16 protein-coding genes and 1 tRNA gene are annotated in these 19,433 nt (G+C 47.8%); 7 read left to right on the forward strand and 10 right to left on the reverse strand.

Translation table 11 applies throughout. The features are described from left to right. The first annotated feature begins 1 nt into the window (after position 1). Together AAEY27_RS19250 and AAEY27_RS19255 are read left to right on the forward strand one after the other, a co-directional pair. Positions 2–1,249 carry a restriction endonuclease subunit S gene (locus AAEY27_RS19250; RefSeq protein ID WP_096810247.1) on the forward strand — a complete coding sequence of 416 codons (1,248 nt, stop codon included), beginning with the start codon at positions 2–4 and terminating at the stop codon, positions 1,247–1,249. A gap of 9 nt (positions 1,250–1,258) precedes the next feature. Then, the gene (locus AAEY27_RS19255; protein WP_342322398.1) at positions 1,259–4,486 is read left to right on the forward strand and encodes a type I restriction endonuclease subunit R; all 3,228 of its coding nucleotides are present in this window, start codon (positions 1,259–1,261) and stop codon (positions 4,484–4,486) included. A gap of 435 nt (positions 4,487–4,921) precedes the next feature. Here the strand turns inward: AAEY27_RS19255 and AAEY27_RS19260 are convergent, their stop codons facing one another. The 7 genes from AAEY27_RS19260 to AAEY27_RS19290 all read right to left on the reverse strand — a co-directional run bounded on the left by AAEY27_RS19260 (position 4,922) and on the right by AAEY27_RS19290 (position 11,367). Further along, positions 4,922–6,181: a tyrosine-type recombinase/integrase gene (locus AAEY27_RS19260; RefSeq protein WP_342322399.1), complete on the reverse strand. Its 1,260-nt coding sequence runs from the start codon at positions 6,179–6,181 to the stop codon at positions 4,922–4,924. Positions 6,182–6,581: 400 nt separating this feature from the next. Further along, entirely contained in the window at positions 6,582–7,277 is a 696-nt protein-coding gene (locus tag AAEY27_RS19265; protein ID WP_105629452.1) for a hypothetical protein, read from the reverse strand. A gap of 383 nt (positions 7,278–7,660) precedes the next feature. After that, on the reverse strand, positions 7,661–9,994 hold the full coding sequence (locus AAEY27_RS19270) for a primase-helicase zinc-binding domain-containing protein (RefSeq protein ID WP_342322400.1): 2,334 nt from the start codon (positions 9,992–9,994) through the stop codon (positions 7,661–7,663). 11 nt (positions 9,995–10,005) lie between these two features. Then, complete coding sequence (locus tag AAEY27_RS19275) at positions 10,006–10,326, reverse strand: DUF5375 domain-containing protein (RefSeq protein WP_076736647.1); 321 nt, start codon at positions 10,324–10,326, stop codon at positions 10,006–10,008. Continuing rightward, entirely contained in the window at positions 10,323–10,556 is a 234-nt protein-coding gene (locus AAEY27_RS19280; protein ID WP_342322401.1) for a hypothetical protein, read from the reverse strand. Before AAEY27_RS19280 ends, AAEY27_RS19275 begins: the two co-directional genes overlap by 4 nt. After that, complete coding sequence (locus tag AAEY27_RS19285) at positions 10,553–11,104, reverse strand: host cell division inhibitor Icd-like protein (RefSeq protein WP_342322402.1); 552 nt, start codon at positions 11,102–11,104, stop codon at positions 10,553–10,555. The genes AAEY27_RS19280 and AAEY27_RS19285 overlap by 4 nt, the downstream gene beginning before the upstream one ends. Beyond that, on the reverse strand, positions 11,101–11,367 hold the full coding sequence (locus AAEY27_RS19290) for a helix-turn-helix transcriptional regulator (RefSeq protein WP_045513618.1): 267 nt from the start codon (positions 11,365–11,367) through the stop codon (positions 11,101–11,103). Before AAEY27_RS19290 ends, AAEY27_RS19285 begins: the two co-directional genes overlap by 4 nt. Before the next feature lie 548 nt (positions 11,368–11,915). Here AAEY27_RS19290 and AAEY27_RS19295 point away from each other — a divergent pair. The 4 genes from AAEY27_RS19295 to AAEY27_RS19310 all read left to right on the forward strand — a co-directional run bounded on the left by AAEY27_RS19295 (position 11,916) and on the right by AAEY27_RS19310 (position 16,451). Further along, positions 11,916–12,713, forward strand: coding sequence for a capsid protein (locus tag AAEY27_RS19295; RefSeq protein ID WP_342322403.1), 798 nt, complete (start codon positions 11,916–11,918; stop codon positions 12,711–12,713). A 3-nt stretch (positions 12,714–12,716) separates the two neighbouring features. Further along, positions 12,717–12,923 (forward strand): ogr/Delta-like zinc finger family protein, encoded by a 207-nt coding sequence (locus AAEY27_RS19300; protein WP_342322404.1) that lies wholly within the window; start codon positions 12,717–12,719, stop codon positions 12,921–12,923. Continuing rightward, on the forward strand, positions 12,920–13,330 hold the full coding sequence (locus tag AAEY27_RS19305) for a phage polarity suppression protein (RefSeq protein ID WP_342322405.1): 411 nt from the start codon (positions 12,920–12,922) through the stop codon (positions 13,328–13,330). The genes AAEY27_RS19300 and AAEY27_RS19305 overlap by 4 nt, the downstream gene beginning before the upstream one ends. Positions 13,331–13,697: 367 nt before the next feature. Then, on the forward strand, positions 13,698–16,451 hold the full coding sequence (locus tag AAEY27_RS19310; protein ID WP_342322406.1) for a TrlF family AAA-like ATPase: 2,754 nt from the start codon (positions 13,698–13,700) through the stop codon (positions 16,449–16,451). Positions 16,452–16,497: 46 nt separating this feature from the next. Here AAEY27_RS19310 and AAEY27_RS19315 read toward each other — a convergent pair whose 3' ends face one another. Further along, entirely contained in the window at positions 16,498–17,760 is a 1,263-nt protein-coding gene (locus AAEY27_RS19315; RefSeq protein WP_342322407.1) for a tyrosine-type recombinase/integrase, read from the reverse strand. 164 nt (positions 17,761–17,924) lie between these two features. Beyond that, positions 17,925–18,009, reverse strand: a tRNA-Leu gene (locus AAEY27_RS19320). A gap of 228 nt (positions 18,010–18,237) precedes the next feature. On the opposite strand from AAEY27_RS19320, the gene AAEY27_RS19325 reads away from it, so the two are divergent. After that, entirely contained in the window at positions 18,238–18,609 is a 372-nt protein-coding gene (locus tag AAEY27_RS19325; RefSeq protein WP_342322408.1) for a hypothetical protein, read from the forward strand. Between the two features lie 173 nt (positions 18,610–18,782). Here the strand turns inward: AAEY27_RS19325 and AAEY27_RS19330 are convergent, their stop codons facing one another. Continuing rightward, positions 18,783–19,235: a lysozyme gene (locus tag AAEY27_RS19330; RefSeq protein WP_342322409.1), complete on the reverse strand. Its 453-nt coding sequence runs from the start codon at positions 19,233–19,235 to the stop codon at positions 18,783–18,785. Positions 19,236–19,433 lie beyond the last annotated feature (198 nt).

The raw sequence follows: 19,433 nt of genomic DNA on the forward strand, positions 1-19,433 counted from the left end.
GATGAGTATGGATAGAAAGGTGCCAGAAATCCGTTTTAAAGGGTTTAGTGAGGAGTGGGTTGGAAGTAATTTAGGTGGGTTAATAGATATTAGATCTGCCGCACGAGTTCATAAAGAGCAATGGACTGAAGCAGGCATACCATTTTTTAGAACAAGCGATGTCGTATCTATTTACAAGGGACAGGAAAACACTAAAGCCTATATTTCCAAAGAGGTTTATCACGGTCTATCCGAGAAAATAGGAAAGGTAACAAAAAATGATCTACTTATAACTGGAGGTGGTTCGATAGGTATTCCTTATCTGGTTCCGAATGATAATCCTTTATATTTCAAGGATGCTGATTTGCTTTGGCTAAAGAACAATGAAAAGTTCAATGGATACTTCCTATATACATTTTTCTTTAGCGAACCTTTCAAAAAACACATTAAAAGTATTTCTCATACGGGAACGATTGCGCACTACACAATTGAACAAGCGAAAGCAACACCAATAAATACATGTTGCGACGAAGAACAAACCCAAATCGGCAACTATTTCCAAAAGCTAGACGTGCTGATCAACCAACACCAACAAAAGCATGACAAGCTCAGCAATATAAAAAAATCCATGCTGGAAAAGATGTTCCCAAAAAAAGATGAATCCATCCCAGAAGTTCGCTTTAAAGGATTTAGTGAAGATTGGATGTGTGTTCGTTTAGGTGAGATTTGCGAGTTTATGAAGGGTCAATCATTAAGCTGGAAAGATATAGATGACGCTGGAAAAGAACCATGCATACTATACGGTCATTTGTATACAACTTATGGAATGTCGATTAATAAAATCCTCTATTTGACAAATAATGATAATGCTTCCATACCAAGAAGTCGCCACGGAGACGTTTTAATTCCAGGTTCAGACACCACGCCCACAGGGATAGCGAGAGCAGCATGTCTTGAACTAGATAATGTACTTCTCGGCGGGGATATAAATATTCTTCGCCCAGTTAAAAACATTAATGGTAAATTTTTATCTTATTGTATTAATGCTAATAAAAAAGAACTCATAAAATTAATTAAAGGCACATCGGTAAAGCATCTTGTGAATTCTGATTTAGCTGGTATCAGTTTAAAAACGCCTGCGAAGACAGAAGAGCAAATCATGATCGGTAAATATTTTCAAAAGCTGGATTTACAAATAAACCAACACCAGCAACAAATCACCAAACTCAATAACATCAAGCAGGCTTGCTTGAACAAAATGTTTGTATAGGGAGTGCACATGATCACCTTCAAAAACGAAGCACAATTTGAGCAGGCCTTTATTGAGGTACTCACCAACAAAGGTTGGGAGTCGGAGATACTCAAAAACAAAACCGAGGCCGATTTACTGCAAAACTGGGCAGACATTTTGTTTGAAAACAATTGCCAGCGAGATCGCCTAAACGATGTCCCGCTTACTGCAACTGAAATGCAGCAAATTATTGAGCAAATTAAAGAACTTAAAACACCACTCAAGCTCAACGGCTTAATTAACGGCAAAACCGTGGCCATTAAGCGCGATAACCCAGCCGATACTTTGCATATGGGTAAAGAAGTTAGCTTAAAAATATACGATCGCCAGGAAATTGCCGCAGGTCAAAGCCGTTACCAAATTGTACAGCAGCCTAAATTTGAACGCGGCAGCCCTTTGCGTAACGACAGACGAGGTGACGTGTTGCTACTGATTAACGGCATGCCGGTGATCCATGTAGAGTTAAAGCGTAGCGGGATCCCGGTTAGCCAGGCCGTAAACCAAATTGAAAAGTACAGTACAGAAGGCTTATTTAACGGCCTGTTTTCGCTCATCCAGGTGTTTGTAGCTATGGAGCCAAACGAGACCAAATACTTTGCCAACCCCGGACTAGACGGCAAGTTTAACCCCGATTATCAGTTTAACTGGGCCGATTTTAATAACGAACCCATGAACTACTGGAAAGACATCGCCTCTACCTTGCTTTCTATCCCTATGGCGCATCAGTTGATTGGCTTTTATACCGTCGCCGACGATACCGACGGCGTGCTTAAGGTAATGCGCAGTTATCAGTATTACGCCGCCAATGCGATATCAGACAAAGTAGCCAAAACCAACTGGCAACAGCTGGGTAGCGCTAATAACCCTGATCGTCTCGGGGGTTATGTGTGGCATACTACCGGTTCGGGAAAAACCATGACCAGTTTTAAATCGGCACAGTTAATTGCACAATCGAAAGATGCCGATAAAGTGATTTTTTTAATGGACAGGATTGAGCTGGGTACCCAATCTCTGACGGAATATCGCAATTTTGCTAGCGATGGTGAAACCGTTCAAGCTACAGAGAATACTCATGTACTCATTACCAAATTAAAAAGCAGTGCAACTTCCGATACGTTAATTGTTAGCTCCATTCAAAAAATGAGTAATATTTTTGAAGAAGCTAATGATGAGGGAACAGCAACAAATGCAGCTGATATAGATAAAATCCGTGCTAAGCGCTTGGTATTTATTATTGATGAAGCACATCGCTCAACGATGAGTGGAGGCAAAGAAAATAAACTAGGCATGCTGGTAAGCATTAAAAAAACATTCCCTAAGGCACTCTTTTTTGGTTTTACCGGCACGCCGATTCATGATGAAAATAAAATCAATAGCAATACTACCGCTGATGTTTTTGGTAACGAGTTGCATCGCTATAGCATAGCAGATGGTATACGTGATGGTAACGTTTTGGGATTTGATCCTTACAAAGTACCTACTTTTAGAGATAGTGATCTAAGGAAAGAAGTTGCATTAGAACAAGCCAGGGCTGAATCGGTTGCTGATGCGATGGCTGATCCAGCAAAAAAGAAAAAGTTTAATCACTTTTTAAATGACGTACCGATGGCTGGCTATAAAGATGCCACTGGCAAATACCATAAAGGCATTGAAGATTATGTACCTAAAAGCCAATATTTAACGGCTACCCACCAGGAAAAAGTCGTCAGTGACATTTTAGATAAATGGGATGTACTCAGTCAAGGCAATAAATTTCACGCGATTTTAGCCACAAATAGTATCGCTGAAGCGATTGACTATTACCGGCGTTTAAAAGCGGCCAAACCTGAGCTAAAAATCTCAGCCTTGTTTGACCCAAATATTGATAACGACGGTAGTGGTGACCGAGGCCCAACCTTTAAAGGCGATGGGCTGGATGAAATCATGAGTGACTACAATAAGCGTTATGGCCACGATTTTGATTTTGCCCGCCACGCCGCTTTTAAAAAAGATTTAGCGGCACGCCTTGCTCATAAAAAACCTTACGAACGCATTCATACCGAGCCTTCAAAGCAATTAGATTTATTGATTGTAGTGGATCAAATGCTCACTGGTTTTGATTCTAAATGGCTTAATACTTTGTATTTAGACAAGGTGATAAAATACCAAAATATAATTCAAGCGTTCTCACGCACCAATCGCTTGTTTGGTCCCGACAAACCCCACGGCATCATCCGTTATTACCGCTACCCACATACAATGGAGCAGCACATTAATGCTGCGGTAAAACTCTATTCCGGCGATAAACCTATCGGCTTGTTTGTTGACAAGTTAGAAAGCAATCTTAAAGCCATAAATGAATTAGTAGCTGACATTACTGAGCTGTTTGTTACCGCTGACGTGGAGAATTTTGAAAAACTGCCAGACGATATAGATGCCTGTGCCCAATTTGCCAAGTTGTTTAATACCTTTAACCAGCACCTGGAAGCGGCTAAAGTACAAGGCTTCCATTGGGAACAGTCGGTCTATTCCTTTACTGAAAATAATGCAGAACATGAAGTAACGCTAGCTATGGACGAACAAACTTACCTGAGTCTGGTCCTGCGCTATAAAGAATTAACAGCCAAAGGTGAGCACGATGGTGCAGGTGGTGGCGATGTGCCTTTTGATATCAGTGGTTATTTAACTGAAATAGATACCGGCAAAATCGATGCCGACTATATGAATAGCCGATTCGATAAATATTTAAAAGAGCTGAACAAACACCAGGACCCTGCAAGCATTGAATCCACATTAAATGAACTGCACAAGTCGTTTGCAACACTCACCCAAATTGAGCAGAAATACGCCAAACTCTTCTTGCACGACTTGCAGCGCGGCGATGCTCAGCTCGTTGAAGACCATACTTTCAGAGACTACATCAACATCTACAAAAATAACGCTGAAAATGCGCAAATAAACGCAGTTATTAGCGCTCTTGGTGTAGATAAAGAACTACTCATAGCATTAATGGTTGATAGTGTTAATGAAAAAAATCTAAACGATTTTGGTCGCTTCGATGCATTAAAAGAATCGGTAGACAAGGCAAAAGCAAAAATCTATTTTGAAAAACAAGATGGCATAACCATACCTCTATTTAAGCTTAATATACGCATTGAACAGTTTTTAAAACAGTTTATTTTTGCACAAAAAAATGATTTTTTAAGTGACACAGATGTTGTTGGTGATGTGAAGTGATGGACGTCCCTCAGCATGAGGCCCTATCATACTTATGCTGAGTGATCTTTTTCAGAGATTCTGCACATGAACTCGATAAAAGTGAATAGTCCGGTTATACGGAATACTTACAGTAATCTCACCACGCATGAGTTGCGTAAGGGTCATGCAGATAATTGTTTTTTGCCGCATAGACAATAGTATAAATAAAGTCGTCAATGTCTTTCGGAAAATCTAATTTAGTTTTTTCATGCGTAATCCACCTCCTAATCAGCCTAAGGGAGTCGTAGCCATTACGTTAATTTTATTATAAAACAAAGATGAAAGTTTCTTAGCCTTCACAAATTGCTCAAGCGATTTACAGCATTGCCCGAGCTGATTTATGAGTCTCTAAATAATAAATTAGCAAACACAATAAGGCATGCTCAACGCATGCCTTATAGAAACTCTTTTTAATCAGCTCGCATTTAATTTAGCAAAATCAAATGGGCTAATTCCCTTCAACCGATTTACATCCAGAAAATCCGCCCACCACTGCAGCATCAATCGTCTCTCATCCAAATGTTCAGCCTTATGAATGTAAGCAGCACGTACAGAGTTACGCTCCATATGGCTCATCTGCCTTTCAACAGCGTCCCTAGACCACAGCCCTGATTCAATCAACGAGCTACATGCCATGGTCCTGAAGCCATGACCGCAAACCTCAATCTTAGTGTCATATCCCATCACGCGCAGCGCCTTGTTCACTGTATTTTCACTCATCGGTTTACAAGGATTGTGATCTCCAACGAAAACAAAATCGCGCTCGCCACTAAGCTTATGAACCTGTTTAAGGATTGCCAGTGCCTGACGAGAAAGCGGCACTAAATGAGGAGTACGCATTTTCGAGCCACGTTCCGAATGCTTCACTCCTTCAATAGCTTCTCGTTCTGCCGGGATTGTCCACATTGCCCTTTCAAAATCGATTTCAGACCAACGGGCAAAGCGCAACTCACTGGAACGAATAAAGATTAATAACGTGAGCTCAACAGCCAGACGGGTTAAAGGTCGTCCGGAGTAGCTATCAATTCGGTGGAGTAGTTCAGGTAAGCGTTTCAGTTCAAGTGCTGGTCGATGGACACGATTACTTGAAGCAACTGCCCCAGCCATCTCCTGAGCAGGATTGTAATCGATCAAACCGCTTTGCACTGCATAACGCATAATCGCATTGGTACGCTGCTGAAGACGCGAAGCTACTTCAAGACGCCCTGTAGCCTCAACTCCTTTGATAGGAACAAGGAGATCGCGAGTACTAAAACTATCAATACTCCGCTTCCCAATTGCTGGGAACAAATTATCTTCCAGGCTCTTCAGCACCCGTCGGCTATGTTCCTCTGACCATTTCTTGTTAGTTGCATGCCACTCTCTGGCAACTGACTCAAAGGTAATAGCCTCTTTCGCCTGTTCTTCTTTCACAGCACGTTTATGCTCGCGAGGATCGATTCCAGCAGCTACAAGCCGCCTTGCCTCTTCCCTCTTCTGCCTCGCATCAGCTAATGACGTTTCAGGATAAACCCCAAACGCCATTAGGTGCTGCTTACCGCCAAAGCGAAAGCGGAACCGCCAGTATTTTGAGCCGTTGGGGTGAATCAGCAAAAACATGCCATCCCCATCGACTAGGGTGTACTCCTTTTCCTGCGGTTTCGCAGAACGCACTTTGATATCTGTCAGAGCCATAAAAGTTCTCCTTCCATGTGCCGCTGTGAGTATACAACCATTATCGAACCAGCATATATACTCGGTTCTATACTCACAAGCGACTTGATGTGGATAGACACAGTTGACATCAGTTGAATGAAATTTGGCGGAAAGCCTTACAGATACTGGATTTCAGGCACAAAAAAAGACGTCCGTTGACGTCTATTGATGTTCCGATGGTGCGAAGGCCGGACTCAAATCTCGAATTAACATTCTAATTTATAATGATTTTTAATTTTTATAATTAATATATGCCCCCTTTTGTGCCCCCAGACGTTTTGATGCTATAGCATTGATAATAGGTAGGAGCATATACCTTTTAAGGGTGGTACTTCCTGCCGGTGAGGTTCCGCTGTCAGGATCCTTACCGGAACAAAAATTAACATTCCATTAATTTCAGAGCCGCCCTTACATAACCCTCTTCAGGTTTGAATCGTGACATGTGGCGTACGCAGACAACCGGGATACTTCTACTACTAATATTGGCCATGAAAGCGAAAGTGGTGTGGTAGCCCTTGGGGTGAGAAAATTTGAGAGTAGTTGCATCGCCAAAGTGTTTTAGCAACAGGCTTGCAGCAGAGATGGACTGAAGACTGTTGCTGTATGCAACGATGAGATCTGGTTCGCTCAAATTGGCGGTCACATGCTCAAAAAATGCCATTGATTTTGTTTCGATCTCGTTCATTGTCATATTTCGACAAGCTGCTTCTTTTTTTAGGGTTACTGCATTCTGAGAGCACATCATAAATGCATTGGTATAAATAACGTCTTCCCACCTATAACCGAGGCAAACAGGTATTTGTTGTAATCGTTTTGCAAGATGCGTGATCCCCCATTTTCCTTCTATTCCTTGTTGAACCCCGGAGATAAAAGGATGAGCATAATCTTCAAGAATAGATTGGCGATTTGTCATACATGAATCAGCTAACGAGCCATTAAAGCCCATCACAACTAGCCGCTTTCTTGATGGTTTTGCAGCCAGGAGGTCAAAGGCGCAGTCATAAGGTCGACCCGGCAAATCAGCCAATCCAAATCGGGAGAGCCCTTCTAGAATGAAATCTCTGGTTTTATCCATTGCTTAAATCTTCCCATGATGTGCATAGCATCATCATATGCAAAAAAAGTTTTTTTGCACCTAACTGTTCACACTGTTCACCTCGATAATTTTCCATTAAATTTCATAAAGATAGGAGGTGATGAGTTGGTGAACAGTGAACACTCGACTCTTCACCTGTGCGCGGACTTACGTACTGAGGCAAAGGAATGCTGTATACGGATGTGCAGTGAGGGGGGGTAAAAAGTTTTTTTTGGTTTTATTGTTCACACTGTTCACCCTCCTCTTTTACCCTTTACTTTCATTGACTTGAGTGGTGAACAGAAGGTGAAGGGTGAACAGTGCACTGTTCACCACCTGGGATGTCAGATAAAAAAAGACCGGCGGCTGCCGGTCTGGTGAGGTTATGTCGCTGAGGGTTCGTCGCACTTCGGCAGCCAGTCACTGTTACTGTCTTCCCTGAGCGTGAGATTGGTCTGCGTCCCGTGTTTTGTGTGCCGCTTTTCGTAGTTTATGCCGTACTCTTTCAGCATCATCGGCAGCCCTGTTCCGAACATTTTCAGGCTCAGCACATGCTTAAACCCGTTTGCCTCCATATACACCAGGTAGGCATGATAGAGATAGCTGCGGGGCTGGCGCGGCACGATGTTGGCATTACCCATGAACATCCCGTTAGTCTGCGGCAGCGCCTCCAGATAGCCGCAGAAATCAAAGGCCGGGTCAGCATCGCGCTTGATGCTCAGTGCCTCGTCTGAGTTCTGCTGCGACTGGAGCAGCGTGCGGGCGCTCATCGGATCGCTGAACCGCTGCATAAGCTGGCGCACTATTATCGCCAGTTCGCGGGCGATTTTGTCTTTCAGGTGCGGGTCGCGCTCCGCCGGGGCTATCTGCTCCGGGAAGTGGATAATCACCCGGCGACGGGAGACACCGCCGCTGCGGTCGGTGAAGCGCATCGGGTTATTGTTCACGGCCAGAATGACCGCCGGAATATGCGTGGAATACGCATCGCGGTATTTCGGGTCAACCGACACGGCATCGCCCCCGGTGATGGCCTTGAGTCCTGCCCCGTCCCCGCTCCATTTCTCCTGGTCAGGCAGGCGGATGAGCGAGAAGCCTGTCAGCGCCGCGCGCTCCCGCGGTGATTCCAGCGTCTCGATGGTCGCCGACGTGGCGTTGTCCTCGCCTGCGAGCATGGTCGCAATCTCGGCCAGAATGCTTTTCCCGCTTCCGCCTGGCCCGGTCACCTCGAGGAAGAGCTGCCAGTCATAGCGGTTCGCCAGCACCATAAACAGGGCGGCCAGTATCACATCGCGTTTGCCAGCACTGCCACCGGCGGCGCGGTCGAGCCACTGCCAGAAATGCGGGGCATGGGATGCCAGCGTTTCGCCCGCGACCGGCGGGGTGAAATCCACGTCGCACAGGGTGCGCAGCCAGTGTGATTTGCTGTGCGGGCTGAACGTGCCGGTTTTGGTGTCCAGCACGCCGTTACGGAAGCCAATCAGGCGACGCGCCGGTGCCTCCTGTTGCGGAATAATCAGTTTCAGCGTCTCCACTACCGAGGTAATTTTCCCCGACGAGAACGGGGCGCGCAGGCGCCGGAACAGCCCGGCCACGTCGCGGGCAAAGTCTGAGGGTGGTATCACCTTCCAGATACCGTTTTCATACCGGGACAGGAGCTGGCCGTTCGCATCCACCGCCAGCGCCTCACCGTAGTGCTCTTGCACCCGCAGGGCTTTATCGCTGGAGCTCATGGCGGTAAATTCCGCCTCGCTCATGGTGTCGAACGGACTTGCAACCGGCGGGCGGATGGCGTCGTAAACTGCCCGGCGTGTGGCATCCTCCCCGTTAAGGATAAAGGCATCATTCCAGTCCCCAAACACCGGCGGCAGCGCAACCACCCCGTTGCAGGCATCTGCGGCCACTGCGGCTTTTGTCTGACCGTCACCGCTCAGGTCACGGTCGGCGGCGAGGATAATCTGACAGGCCGGGTGCTGCTTACGGGCAAGGCTCGCCAGAGAAAGGAGGTTCACGGACGAGAGCGCCACCATCACGGTCTCGCCGGTCAGGTGATGCACGGTGAGCGCGGTTGCATACCCCTCTGCTATCCACAGACGTTTTCCGGCCTGTTTCTGGCCTTCGATGATATGGCATGCGCCTTTCACCGCCCCGCCTTTCAGGGTGCGCTTTTCCCCGTCAGCATTAATGAGCTGGACGTTAACCAGCGCCCCGGTGTCGTCATGCAGGGGGACAACCACATCCCCGGCGCGGTAGCTCACGCCCCCGGTTTTGTGCGTGGTGGTCAGGGTCAGGCATTCGCGTTCGGCCAGCCCCTTGCGGGTCAGGTAGGCGTTACCGGTGGCCGGGCGGGCAGATGCCACGAGCTCAGCCGCCCGTGCTGCCGCCGCTTTGCGCGCGGCGTCCGTTCCGGCATCTGCGGTCGCGGTGGCTGCCAGGGCAACCGGCGGCAGGGTGCCGGTCACGGCATTCACCTTCCCGGCGGCCTCGGATGCAGACACACCGAACACCTTTTCAACCAGTTTCAGCCCGTCACCCGCGCCGCACTGGTTACAGAACCACGTTCCGCGCCCCTCTTTATCGTCAAAGCGGAAGCGGTCAGAGCCGCCACAGACGGGGCAGGCCTGATGCCGGTTTCTGATGACCGGCACGCCCAGCGCCGGGAGAATGCGCGGCCAGTGGCCGCACGCCATGTTAACGGTGTCCGTTACGTTCATTTTCATTGGTGTGTTCCTCAGTGCAGGACAGGCACGCTGATATGGCGGGCGCAGAGTTCATCCATCACGGCCAGACCGAGAAAGGACAGCGACGGGGCGGCTTTCAGGGGGCCGGCATCCATTAAATCTTCCAGCAGGGCACAGGCAATCAGGCGGCCTTTCTCCTCGCCGTGCTGGCGCAGGTAGAAGCCCTCCAGCTCGGCGGCAATGGCCGACTCCAGCGCATCAAGGGTGAGGTGGGGGTAACGGTGCTGACGATGGCACACGGTCAGCCAGGCACAGGCCACGGCGCGGCGGTAAAGCGCGGCGCGCAGCACGGGTGTTAGCGGGGTTTTCATGCGCTGACCTCCTCTGTGAGCCAGCGCTGCATGCAGCGCTCCACCACGCCGTCGAGCTGGGTGGTCATGAGGTAAATCACGGAGGAGAGCTGCGCCTGGTGCACCGGTTCCCGGCTGACCGTCACGCTGTCATTTAACAGCGTCATGGCATTCACGAACTGGCCGACGTTACGCAGGTGCTCAAGGCACGCAAGCTCATCACGGGTGAGCGTCAGGGTCAGGTCTTTCACGCGCACACCTCCGCCACCGGCAGACGCCCGGCAAAGCTGAGAATGTAATCCCGGACAAGGGAACGGCGTGCAGCGTGCTCGTCACCGGCAACGGTGCGGAGCATACAGATACGGGGTGTGCGGTCTGCGCGGCGAACGGCTGCGAAGACATAGACAAACTGCGGGTGTGACAGGGTGAGGTGGGTAGCCATGGTGGCAGCCTCCTTTGTTAGCTTATAAAAGCTACCACCGGAGTTCCTACGCTCATGGGTGGTAGCCCGGACGGGGGTAGGAATACCGGCAACAAAGGAAACCGGCCAGCCCGAGGGCTGCCCCGCCCGAGCCACCATTGTAAAAATGCGGCAACGGCAAAAAAACCGGTTCGCAAATAATGGATGCACGAGGGCACGGACACAAAAAAAGACGCCTGGCGCGTCTGGTGTCGCCTTTGTTTCGCTCGGGTTCCTACGCCCGGCTGCCGATTTTGCGGCAGCGGGAAAACTATACCTGGAAAAGGCCAGAAGAAGCAAGCCAGGAAAAGGCAGTTTTTGCAGGTCGAACGTCATCATGCGTCACAGCCCCGGTTACGGTCGGCGATGCGGGCAGCCATCCAGGCCGTGATTTCGCTGTGCAGCCAGGCGACATTTTTGCCGCCCAGGGAGACCTGCTGCGGAAAGGCATTCCGGCTGATGAGATCGTAAACGGTGGAGCGCGACAGACCGCAGAGGTGCATCACTTCGGGCAGGCGCAGAAAACGCTCCTGAGCGGGCTCAGTCCCCGGCATTAACGGGGCGGCAGGGGCGGAAATCGGGGAAGAAAAAGCGGTGTGCATCGGGCTACCTCATAAAGTCCGTGTGGTGCCGGTCATGTCTTTCCGGCGTCAGGTAGCGCTCTATTTTGTGAATATTTTCAGCGGGAGCAACAGGTTATTTTGCTGTCATTCTTCGTTTAACAATCCGGTAACATGCTAATGGCAAACAGTGGCAAACTCTGACAATCTCTGGCATTTCCTGATAACAGTCTGGCACATTGCTAATTATTTATGGTTATAAATAAACATTCTTTTATCGCAATAAAGTATACATGCCGTAAGTGTCTCTAAAAACAGCCGGTGAACAGTGGTGAACAGTGGGTGAACAGTCAGACCTTCAACTGTTCACCCCTTAACTTACTGTATTACTTACTTTTTATATTCTTAGTGAACAGTGTGAAGAGTTAAACACAGAAAAACAAACAGGGAGAGGGGTTTTCCTGCGACCTCTTTCTGGCGAGCCGGTTTTTTCAGCGGCTTTCTGTCCCATCCCGGTCACAACAGCAACAGCTCGTCCTGTTGTGCAGGCCACGGCAGAATGCCCTCACACTGAAAAGAGAGAGCCTGCCATGAAAACTGAAATTATCACCGCCCTGATGAAAACCGTTGCCGGCACCCGGCCTGCCCCCGACCGCGCCCTTATCGAGAATGCCGTTGCGGTCACCACTGAAAAGGCTGCGCAGAAGAATGCCGCCGCCGTGAGTGAAGCGCTCTCCCGCTTTACAGAGGCGAAAGCCGCCCACACCGGCAGCATGATGACGCTGAACGACATCAACGCAGCCATCACACGCAGCGAAAAGGAACGGCAGACTGCGCTCGAGGAAAGTGCGGAGGCTGACAAAAGCTGGCGTACCCGCCTGCGCAGCCTGGGCGGAGCCATGACACCGGAGCTGAAAGCCGAACATGGCCGCCGCATGGCCGGGCGCGAGCTGGCAGAGGAGTTCACCGGCCTGATTGCCGAACTGGAAACAGACAAATCCCGTGCCATGCTTGAGGCGTGTGCGACCGGCAGACAGTATGTCGATGAGCATGCGACCGCACTTACCGTCTGCGCACAGGCGGCCTGGACAGAAGCGATGGACACCATCAGCCCGGCGCTGGTACGCGCTTACCGTCTGCGCCTGCGTGAGCTGGAGCTGAAAGGTGAGCCACGTCCGGGTGATGTGCTGGGTGAGGAGCTGCAACAGCATGTTGCCTTACAGGCACAGTTCTATACCTTCGACATGGACAATGAGCCGGTAATCTCTCAGCTCGGCCTGCACCGCCCGCCGCTGACCGGCGTGGACATGACGCTCTATAAAAGCCCTGCCAGACGTATGCAGCTTGCCGCGGAGCTGGCCGCCCGGAAAAAGCAGGCGGAGAGCTGAGCCATGTTTCACTGCCCGTACTGCAAGCAACCCGCACATACCCGTACCAGCCGGTATGTGTCGGAGAACCTCAAGCAGCGCTATCACCAGTGCACCAGCCTTGAATGCTCGGCCACGTTCCGCACCTCCGAGACGCTCGACGGGGTGATACGTCAGCCCGCCATGCCGGAAAACGCCGTGGCGCTTTTAACCGCAGGAGAGACACCATGACCAACATCCTGACGCAGGCCGCAGAGGCCTGCCTGCAACACCGTGCCGTGTGGCTGAGCCGCCGTGAAACACCTGGTGCCCCGGAGGAAACACGGCAGGCCGCACGGCAGTATATCCGCGCCCATGAGACCGTCCAGGCGCTCAGCATCCGCCACCGGCTTGATGGCTTCATGCATCAGCACGGCGCAGAGCTGGCCGCCATTCTTGCCCCGGAGCTGGTACATATCCGCTGCCTCCCGGCGCACCTGCAACACCGGGCGCTCGACCGGGCAACGCACCACCTGCGCGACGCCCTCGCCTCCTGGCTGGCCGCCGGTAACGGGATTAACCCTGACGGCTGCGCGGTGCTGAATGCCGTCGGAATCAGACCCGATAAAGCGTCGCGCACGGACAGCCAGCAGCAATAAATCCCCGAAAAATGCGCCCCGGTCATCCCCTGCCGGGCGCATCCTCCCGCCCCTGAAAAATAGCCGAAAAATCCCTAAATAATTAAAAAAATACCCTGCATGCATATGCTGCATTTAACTGCATTTATTTCTGCACCCGTCACATTCCCGCCCGCACCAGTCCCGGCGCGGCCTGAGCCCGGTCATGCACCTGCATGTAAACCGACCTGTGAAGCGGGCAGGCGAGGAGGGGAAAGCACTGCGCGCGATAAGTATTTATTAAATATATTTAGAAGGATGTTTGAGACAAAAAAAAGGTTTAAAGTAAGCCCGATTGCACCGAAAAACTAAAAATCATGATAGACCATTAGTCAAACAGGAGGATGTCATGCAGCAAATAGGTTCAAAATGGTGGAAGTTTGATTTCCATACACACACACCCGCATCAATGGATTACGGTAAAGCAGACCATCAACTAAAACAAACCATGACTCCGAGGCAATGGTTGTTGGATTATATTCAAAAAGGAATTGAATGCATCGCAGTGACTGACCATAACACAGGGTCTTGGATCGACAGCTTAAAACTAGAAGCAGAAAACTTAAGATCAGAAGGGCATTCAATATACATATTCCCAAGTATAGAGATCACAGCACATGGTAACATTCACATCTTAGGTATATTCGATGTTGATAAAACATCTAGCTTTATATCTCAGATAATTGGTGCAACAAACTACTCTGGTACAGAAGGGGATAGTGATGCAGTAACTCAAATCAGCCCACAAGGTGTTATTGATTTAATCATTAGTCGAGGGGGAGTGGCGATTCCAGCGCATATTGACAAAGCGAGCGGGCTTTGCACCGTTCATTCATCAGGCGCGACCCTAGAGCAGATACTTACTAATGCTTCCGCAGTTGAAATAATAAAAACGCACGATGAATATGAAATCATCCAGCCAGGTTCAAGCCCACTGCGTGGGTATGTTTCGTTGCAAACAGGACTTCCTGAGGTAATTGGTTCTGATTCTCACCACCCAAACACAGTTGGGAGAGCTTTTACATGGATAAAAATGGGTACACCATCAATTGATGGCTTAAAGCTTGCTCTATTTGATGGTGATGACTCATTGAAAAGATCAGATCAACACCCGAACTCTCCAAATATTTACGCGGAAAATAGAATTATATCCATAAAGATAAACAAAACTAAATACTGCGGAAGAGTAAATGAATTTTCAATACAATTCCACCCATGGTTAAATTGTATTATAGGGGGAAGAGGAAGCGGTAAATCAACTATATTAGAATTTTTGAGAACTGCTTTGGGAAGAGAGAAAGAGCTGGAACAGTTATCATCTAATAAAGAAATGTTTAACTCTTATTCTAAACTCGCTAGAAAAGCTCAAAATAGAGACGATGATGGTGTGTTTTTGGCGGAAAGTAGCATTCACGTAGAATACTTAAAAGGCGAAAATCATTACAGGTTAGAATGGGGATATGGAGATCAACAAATATCCATAAACCGAATTGATGAACAGAACATTATCCTAGAAGAAGGTAATGTAATAAGCAGGTTTCCTGTAAAAATATTTAGTCAAAAACAAATATATGAAATATCTCGTTCACCAAATTATCTTTTGAACCTTATTGATGAATCAAATATCGTTAACTTAACTGAGTGGAACTATAAATGGGAGAATGAAGTAAGCACTATTTTTCAGCTAAGAAGAGAACTTAAAGATTTAAAGGCGAACATATCCAATAAAAGTACCTTAACTGGACAATTAAATGACACTAATCAAAAAATAGCATCTATAGAAAGATCTAGCCATGCCAGCATATTGGCAAATTATCAGAAATCTTTAAACCAAGATAATTTAATAAATAATTTTATTACAGAAAATGTTACCTTTTTAGAAAATATAACTACATACATTTCTCAAACCACACCAATAAAACTTGAAACTAACGCTGGGCTTTTTAGCAATCAAAATGAAACCACGACCCAAAACAAAATACTGGATCTTCAACAAAAAGTTGAAGATAGTATTAGCGCTTTCAATAAGACAATCAATAATGTCACTACCGAAATTAAAGGATTAATCAATTGGTTTGACTCATGTGCATTGAAGCAAGAAATTATTGCCAATAAAAGTCAATACACCACATTAGTAACTAGTCTACAAGCTAGTGGGGTTAATAACCCAAGCGAATATGAAAGCCTCATTGGCACAAGGAAAGCACTATCAGAACGATTAAGTAAAATCGCTGCCGATGAAAAAACTATAGAACAAAAAAAAACAGAACTTATTCAAAGTTACAATAAATTAGTTGAGCTTCGTAAAGAGCTTACAGCCCGAAGACGACAATTCCTTGTCGACATAAATAATAACAATGCTAATTTTAAAGTTAATGTTGATTTTTGTGGAGATAAACAATTCCTTGAAAGTGACTTTAGAAACGTCATCGATAAAAATGACACTACATTCAGCAATGAAATATACAATGAAGACGATAATGGTTTTTTAAACATATTAAACGCTAAGATCAAAGAAATTTCAGAAGACAATGATGGCATTATAAAGAAAATCCAAGAACTAAAAGATGGTTTTTTTGATAAAACCGCTAACACAATACTTGATGTGAAGTTAAGCAAGCGTTTCTTCGATTTTAAAAACTCACTATCTGATGAAGGGATAACCGCCTTAATATGCTGGTTCCCAAGTGATTCAATCACAGTAAAATATAATGATGGTAGAAGGTTTAAAGATTTATCTCAGGGCTCAGCAGGCCAGAAGGCAGCAACTGTTCTTGCATTTTTACTTTCCTATGGAGATGATCCTATAATTTTAGATCAACCTGAGGATGATTTAGATAACCAGCTAGTTTATGAGCTTATTGTAAAAAAAATAAAAGAAAGCAAATGCAAAAGGCAAATAATAATCATAACTCATAATCCTAATATTGTTGTGAATGGAGATTCGGAACTTGTTGTTGCATTAAGCCAGCAGTCAGGTAGTACCGATTTCCTCTCCTTTGGGGGATTACAAGAACGTGAAGTAAGGGAAAACATCTGTGACATAATGGAAGGTGGCAGAGACGCATTCAGTCAACGTTATAGAAGGATTGTTTCTGCTTAAATAGCTTAGCCTCTCTTAGAAAAAGAGAGGCTAAGGCTCCTAAACATCAATATGAATAAATTTTCGCATAATCGAATGGAGTAACAAATTCCTTTTTGTTTGCATCAAGATAATCGGCCCACCACTGTACCATCAACCGACGTTCATCTAAGTGCTCAGAGGTGTGAATATACGCTGCACGCACATTGTTACGCTCTGAGTGACTAAGCTGACGTTCTATTGCGTCGTCACTCCATAAGCCTGACTCACCAAGCGCACCGCGCGCCATAGTTCTGAACCCATGCCCGCAGACCTCAGTCTTCGTGTCATACCCCATCGCACGCAATGCGCTGTTTACGGTATTTTCACTCATAACTTTCGTTGAGTTATGATCTCCTGGAAACAGAAGCTCTTTATCACCACTGATTTGCTTAAGCTGCTCTATCAAGAGCATCGCCTGCCGACTAAGAGGAACGATATGCTCTTCTTTCATCTTCATACCACGATACGAATACCGCACACCCTTAATTTGTTCTCGTTTTGCAGGTACGCGCCAAAGAGATTTATCGAATTCGAATTCATCCCAACGCGCAAAACGTAGCTCGCTTGAACGCACAAAAGTGAGTAAAGAAAGCTCGACTGCAATCCGAGTCATCGTACGACCACGATATGCAGCAATACGAGTAAGAAACTCAGGGAAACGGCTTGAGGGTAAAGCGGGGTAGTGTCGCGCTTTGGTAGTTGATAACGCGCCAGCCATGTCACTGGCCGGGTTTGAGTCGATGTAATCATTCTGTACGGCATAGCGCATAATGGCCGTGACACGTTGTTGTAGGCGCTGCGCGACATCATGCTTACCGCTGGCATCAACTTTCTTAATCGGGGCAAGCAGGTGGCTGGTTTTAAGCTGCCGGATATCAGACGAGCCAATATAAGGAAAGATATACAGTTCAAGGTAACGAAGAACGCGCGATCGATGATCTTCGCTCCAGCGCTTATTGCTCGCATGCCATTCGAGGGCGATGGTTTGAAAAGTATATGCCCCAGCGTTTTCGGCCTGTGCTTCCTTCTGCTCAGCTTTTGGGTCGATGCCCTGTACTAACAGCTTTTTAGCTTCATCGCGCTTAGTTCTAGCCTGAGCAAGCGTAACAGTAGGCCAGACACCAAAAGCAAGGCGATCTTCTTTTTTATCAGAGGGTCGTCGGTATTTCATGCGCCAGTATTTAGAGCCCTTGGCCGAAACCTCAAGATACAAACCGCCGCCATCGGCCATTTTGTAGGTTTTGTCTTTTGGCTTTGCGGTCTCTACTTGTCTGGCGTTGAGCTTCATTTTGGGGGCACATTTCTAATCGAAGTTAAGATGCCCCCAATTATGCCCCCAGTACCCCCTGGATTTCAACGGACGGACTCGGACAACGCCGGATACAAAAACCGCTGAGAGCCTTGATTTTAAAGGGTTTGATGGACTTTCTCGGATGGTCTTGGAAGAGGTCTTGGTGCCGAAGGCCGGACTCGAACCGGCACGTATTTCTACGGTTGATTTTGAATCAACTGCGTCTACCGATTTCGCCACTTCGGCACTGAAGGGGATGCGGAAACGTGTTGGATTATACCTGTCACACGCGTCCATGCAAGCAGCGCCACACGTAAGTTATATCAAGTGCTGAAATTTTCAGCGCTGCCGCCTCGTTACCCCCCTGATCTCGCATCTACAAATTCACCAAACCTATCCCTTGGTGGTTTACATCACCGCGCATTTGTTATGTGATCTCGCCACACTTACCATTACTCTGCCCCAGGAAAACCTATGCGTTTTTACCAAGTCGATCCCTCGCAGGAAAACTACTGGCGGGGCGTGATCCTCTTTGGCAACAACTTCGCGGCCTATAAATTCGCGCTGGCGCATGCGCTGTATGATATCGAGCGCAGCAACGCATACATTTCGTTGCAGGATATGGCGCTGCCATTTCGCCAGCATATCTGTGCGCATCTCAAACAGTCGCTAAAACAGATCCTCAACACCACAAAACCAGGCCCATTTATCACCGCCTGCTTGCGCTTTAATAAGGGTGAGATTGCGCAGGATGAACTGTTGCATGTGCCCAATGCCGGGCTGCCGGATGTCATGAACAATCTGGCGCGCGCTGAAACCCGGCGGCATCTGGTATCTGTCGTTTAAATATGGTGATGGGGAACGCGAGCAAGCAGGCCGCCGTTTTAGTGATATGAATGAAGTACGGCTTGCCGGTTTGCTTGCTGCGTTGCCAACCATCAATGCAGAATCGATGTGGACCACACAAGATAAGCGGCCCGATCGCCACGGAACCAGGCTGAATGTGCTTCTGAGAAAGGCTAAACCGCTCTCAAAAACAGCGCCCTCTCCGCTTCGCGCCGCCGCGTCAGGCCGACCAGCACTTTACCGCCCGCTTTGTTCCAGCGCAGGAACTGCTCGGCAGCCTGTGCGTACTCCTCCTGGTTCAGCAGTTTCAGCAACGTCGAGGTCTGCAAATTGCCCGCGCCGAGGTTAAAGGTGAACGCTACCAGCGCGTCGAACTGGTTCTGATTGAGATCGACGGTCACCAGCCTGTGCACACCGCGTTCGGTCATGCGCAAGTCGGCGCGCAGCAACGAATCAGCTTCCGCCTCGGTGATCGCGTAGGGAAAACTCTCGTTCGGTAGAATCAAGTGACCGTAGCCAATGGTCCACTTATCGACAGCATCTTTGTATTTTTCAAGTCTAAGTCCTTCAAAAGTTTTAATTAACGCCAGCCCGGCCTCGCCGGTAAATTGCGGTTGATTTGCCATGCTCGTCGCTCCTGTTTATCGAACCTGCTGTTGTTTTATGTCACTCTTTGAGGATGGTTCGGACATATCATGTTGCAAAGTCGCCGCGCCGAATTAGCAGTATGGAAATTCCTAAAATCGCGCCTTTGCGAGCGATCTATTAACGAAACGGGCTTTATGTGCGCCGTCTAATCACCGGGGAATCATCTGATGCCCTAC

Source organism: Kosakonia sp. BYX6 (assembly GCF_038449125.1).
Taxonomy (GTDB): domain Bacteria; phylum Pseudomonadota; class Gammaproteobacteria; order Enterobacterales; family Enterobacteriaceae; genus Kosakonia; species Kosakonia calanthes.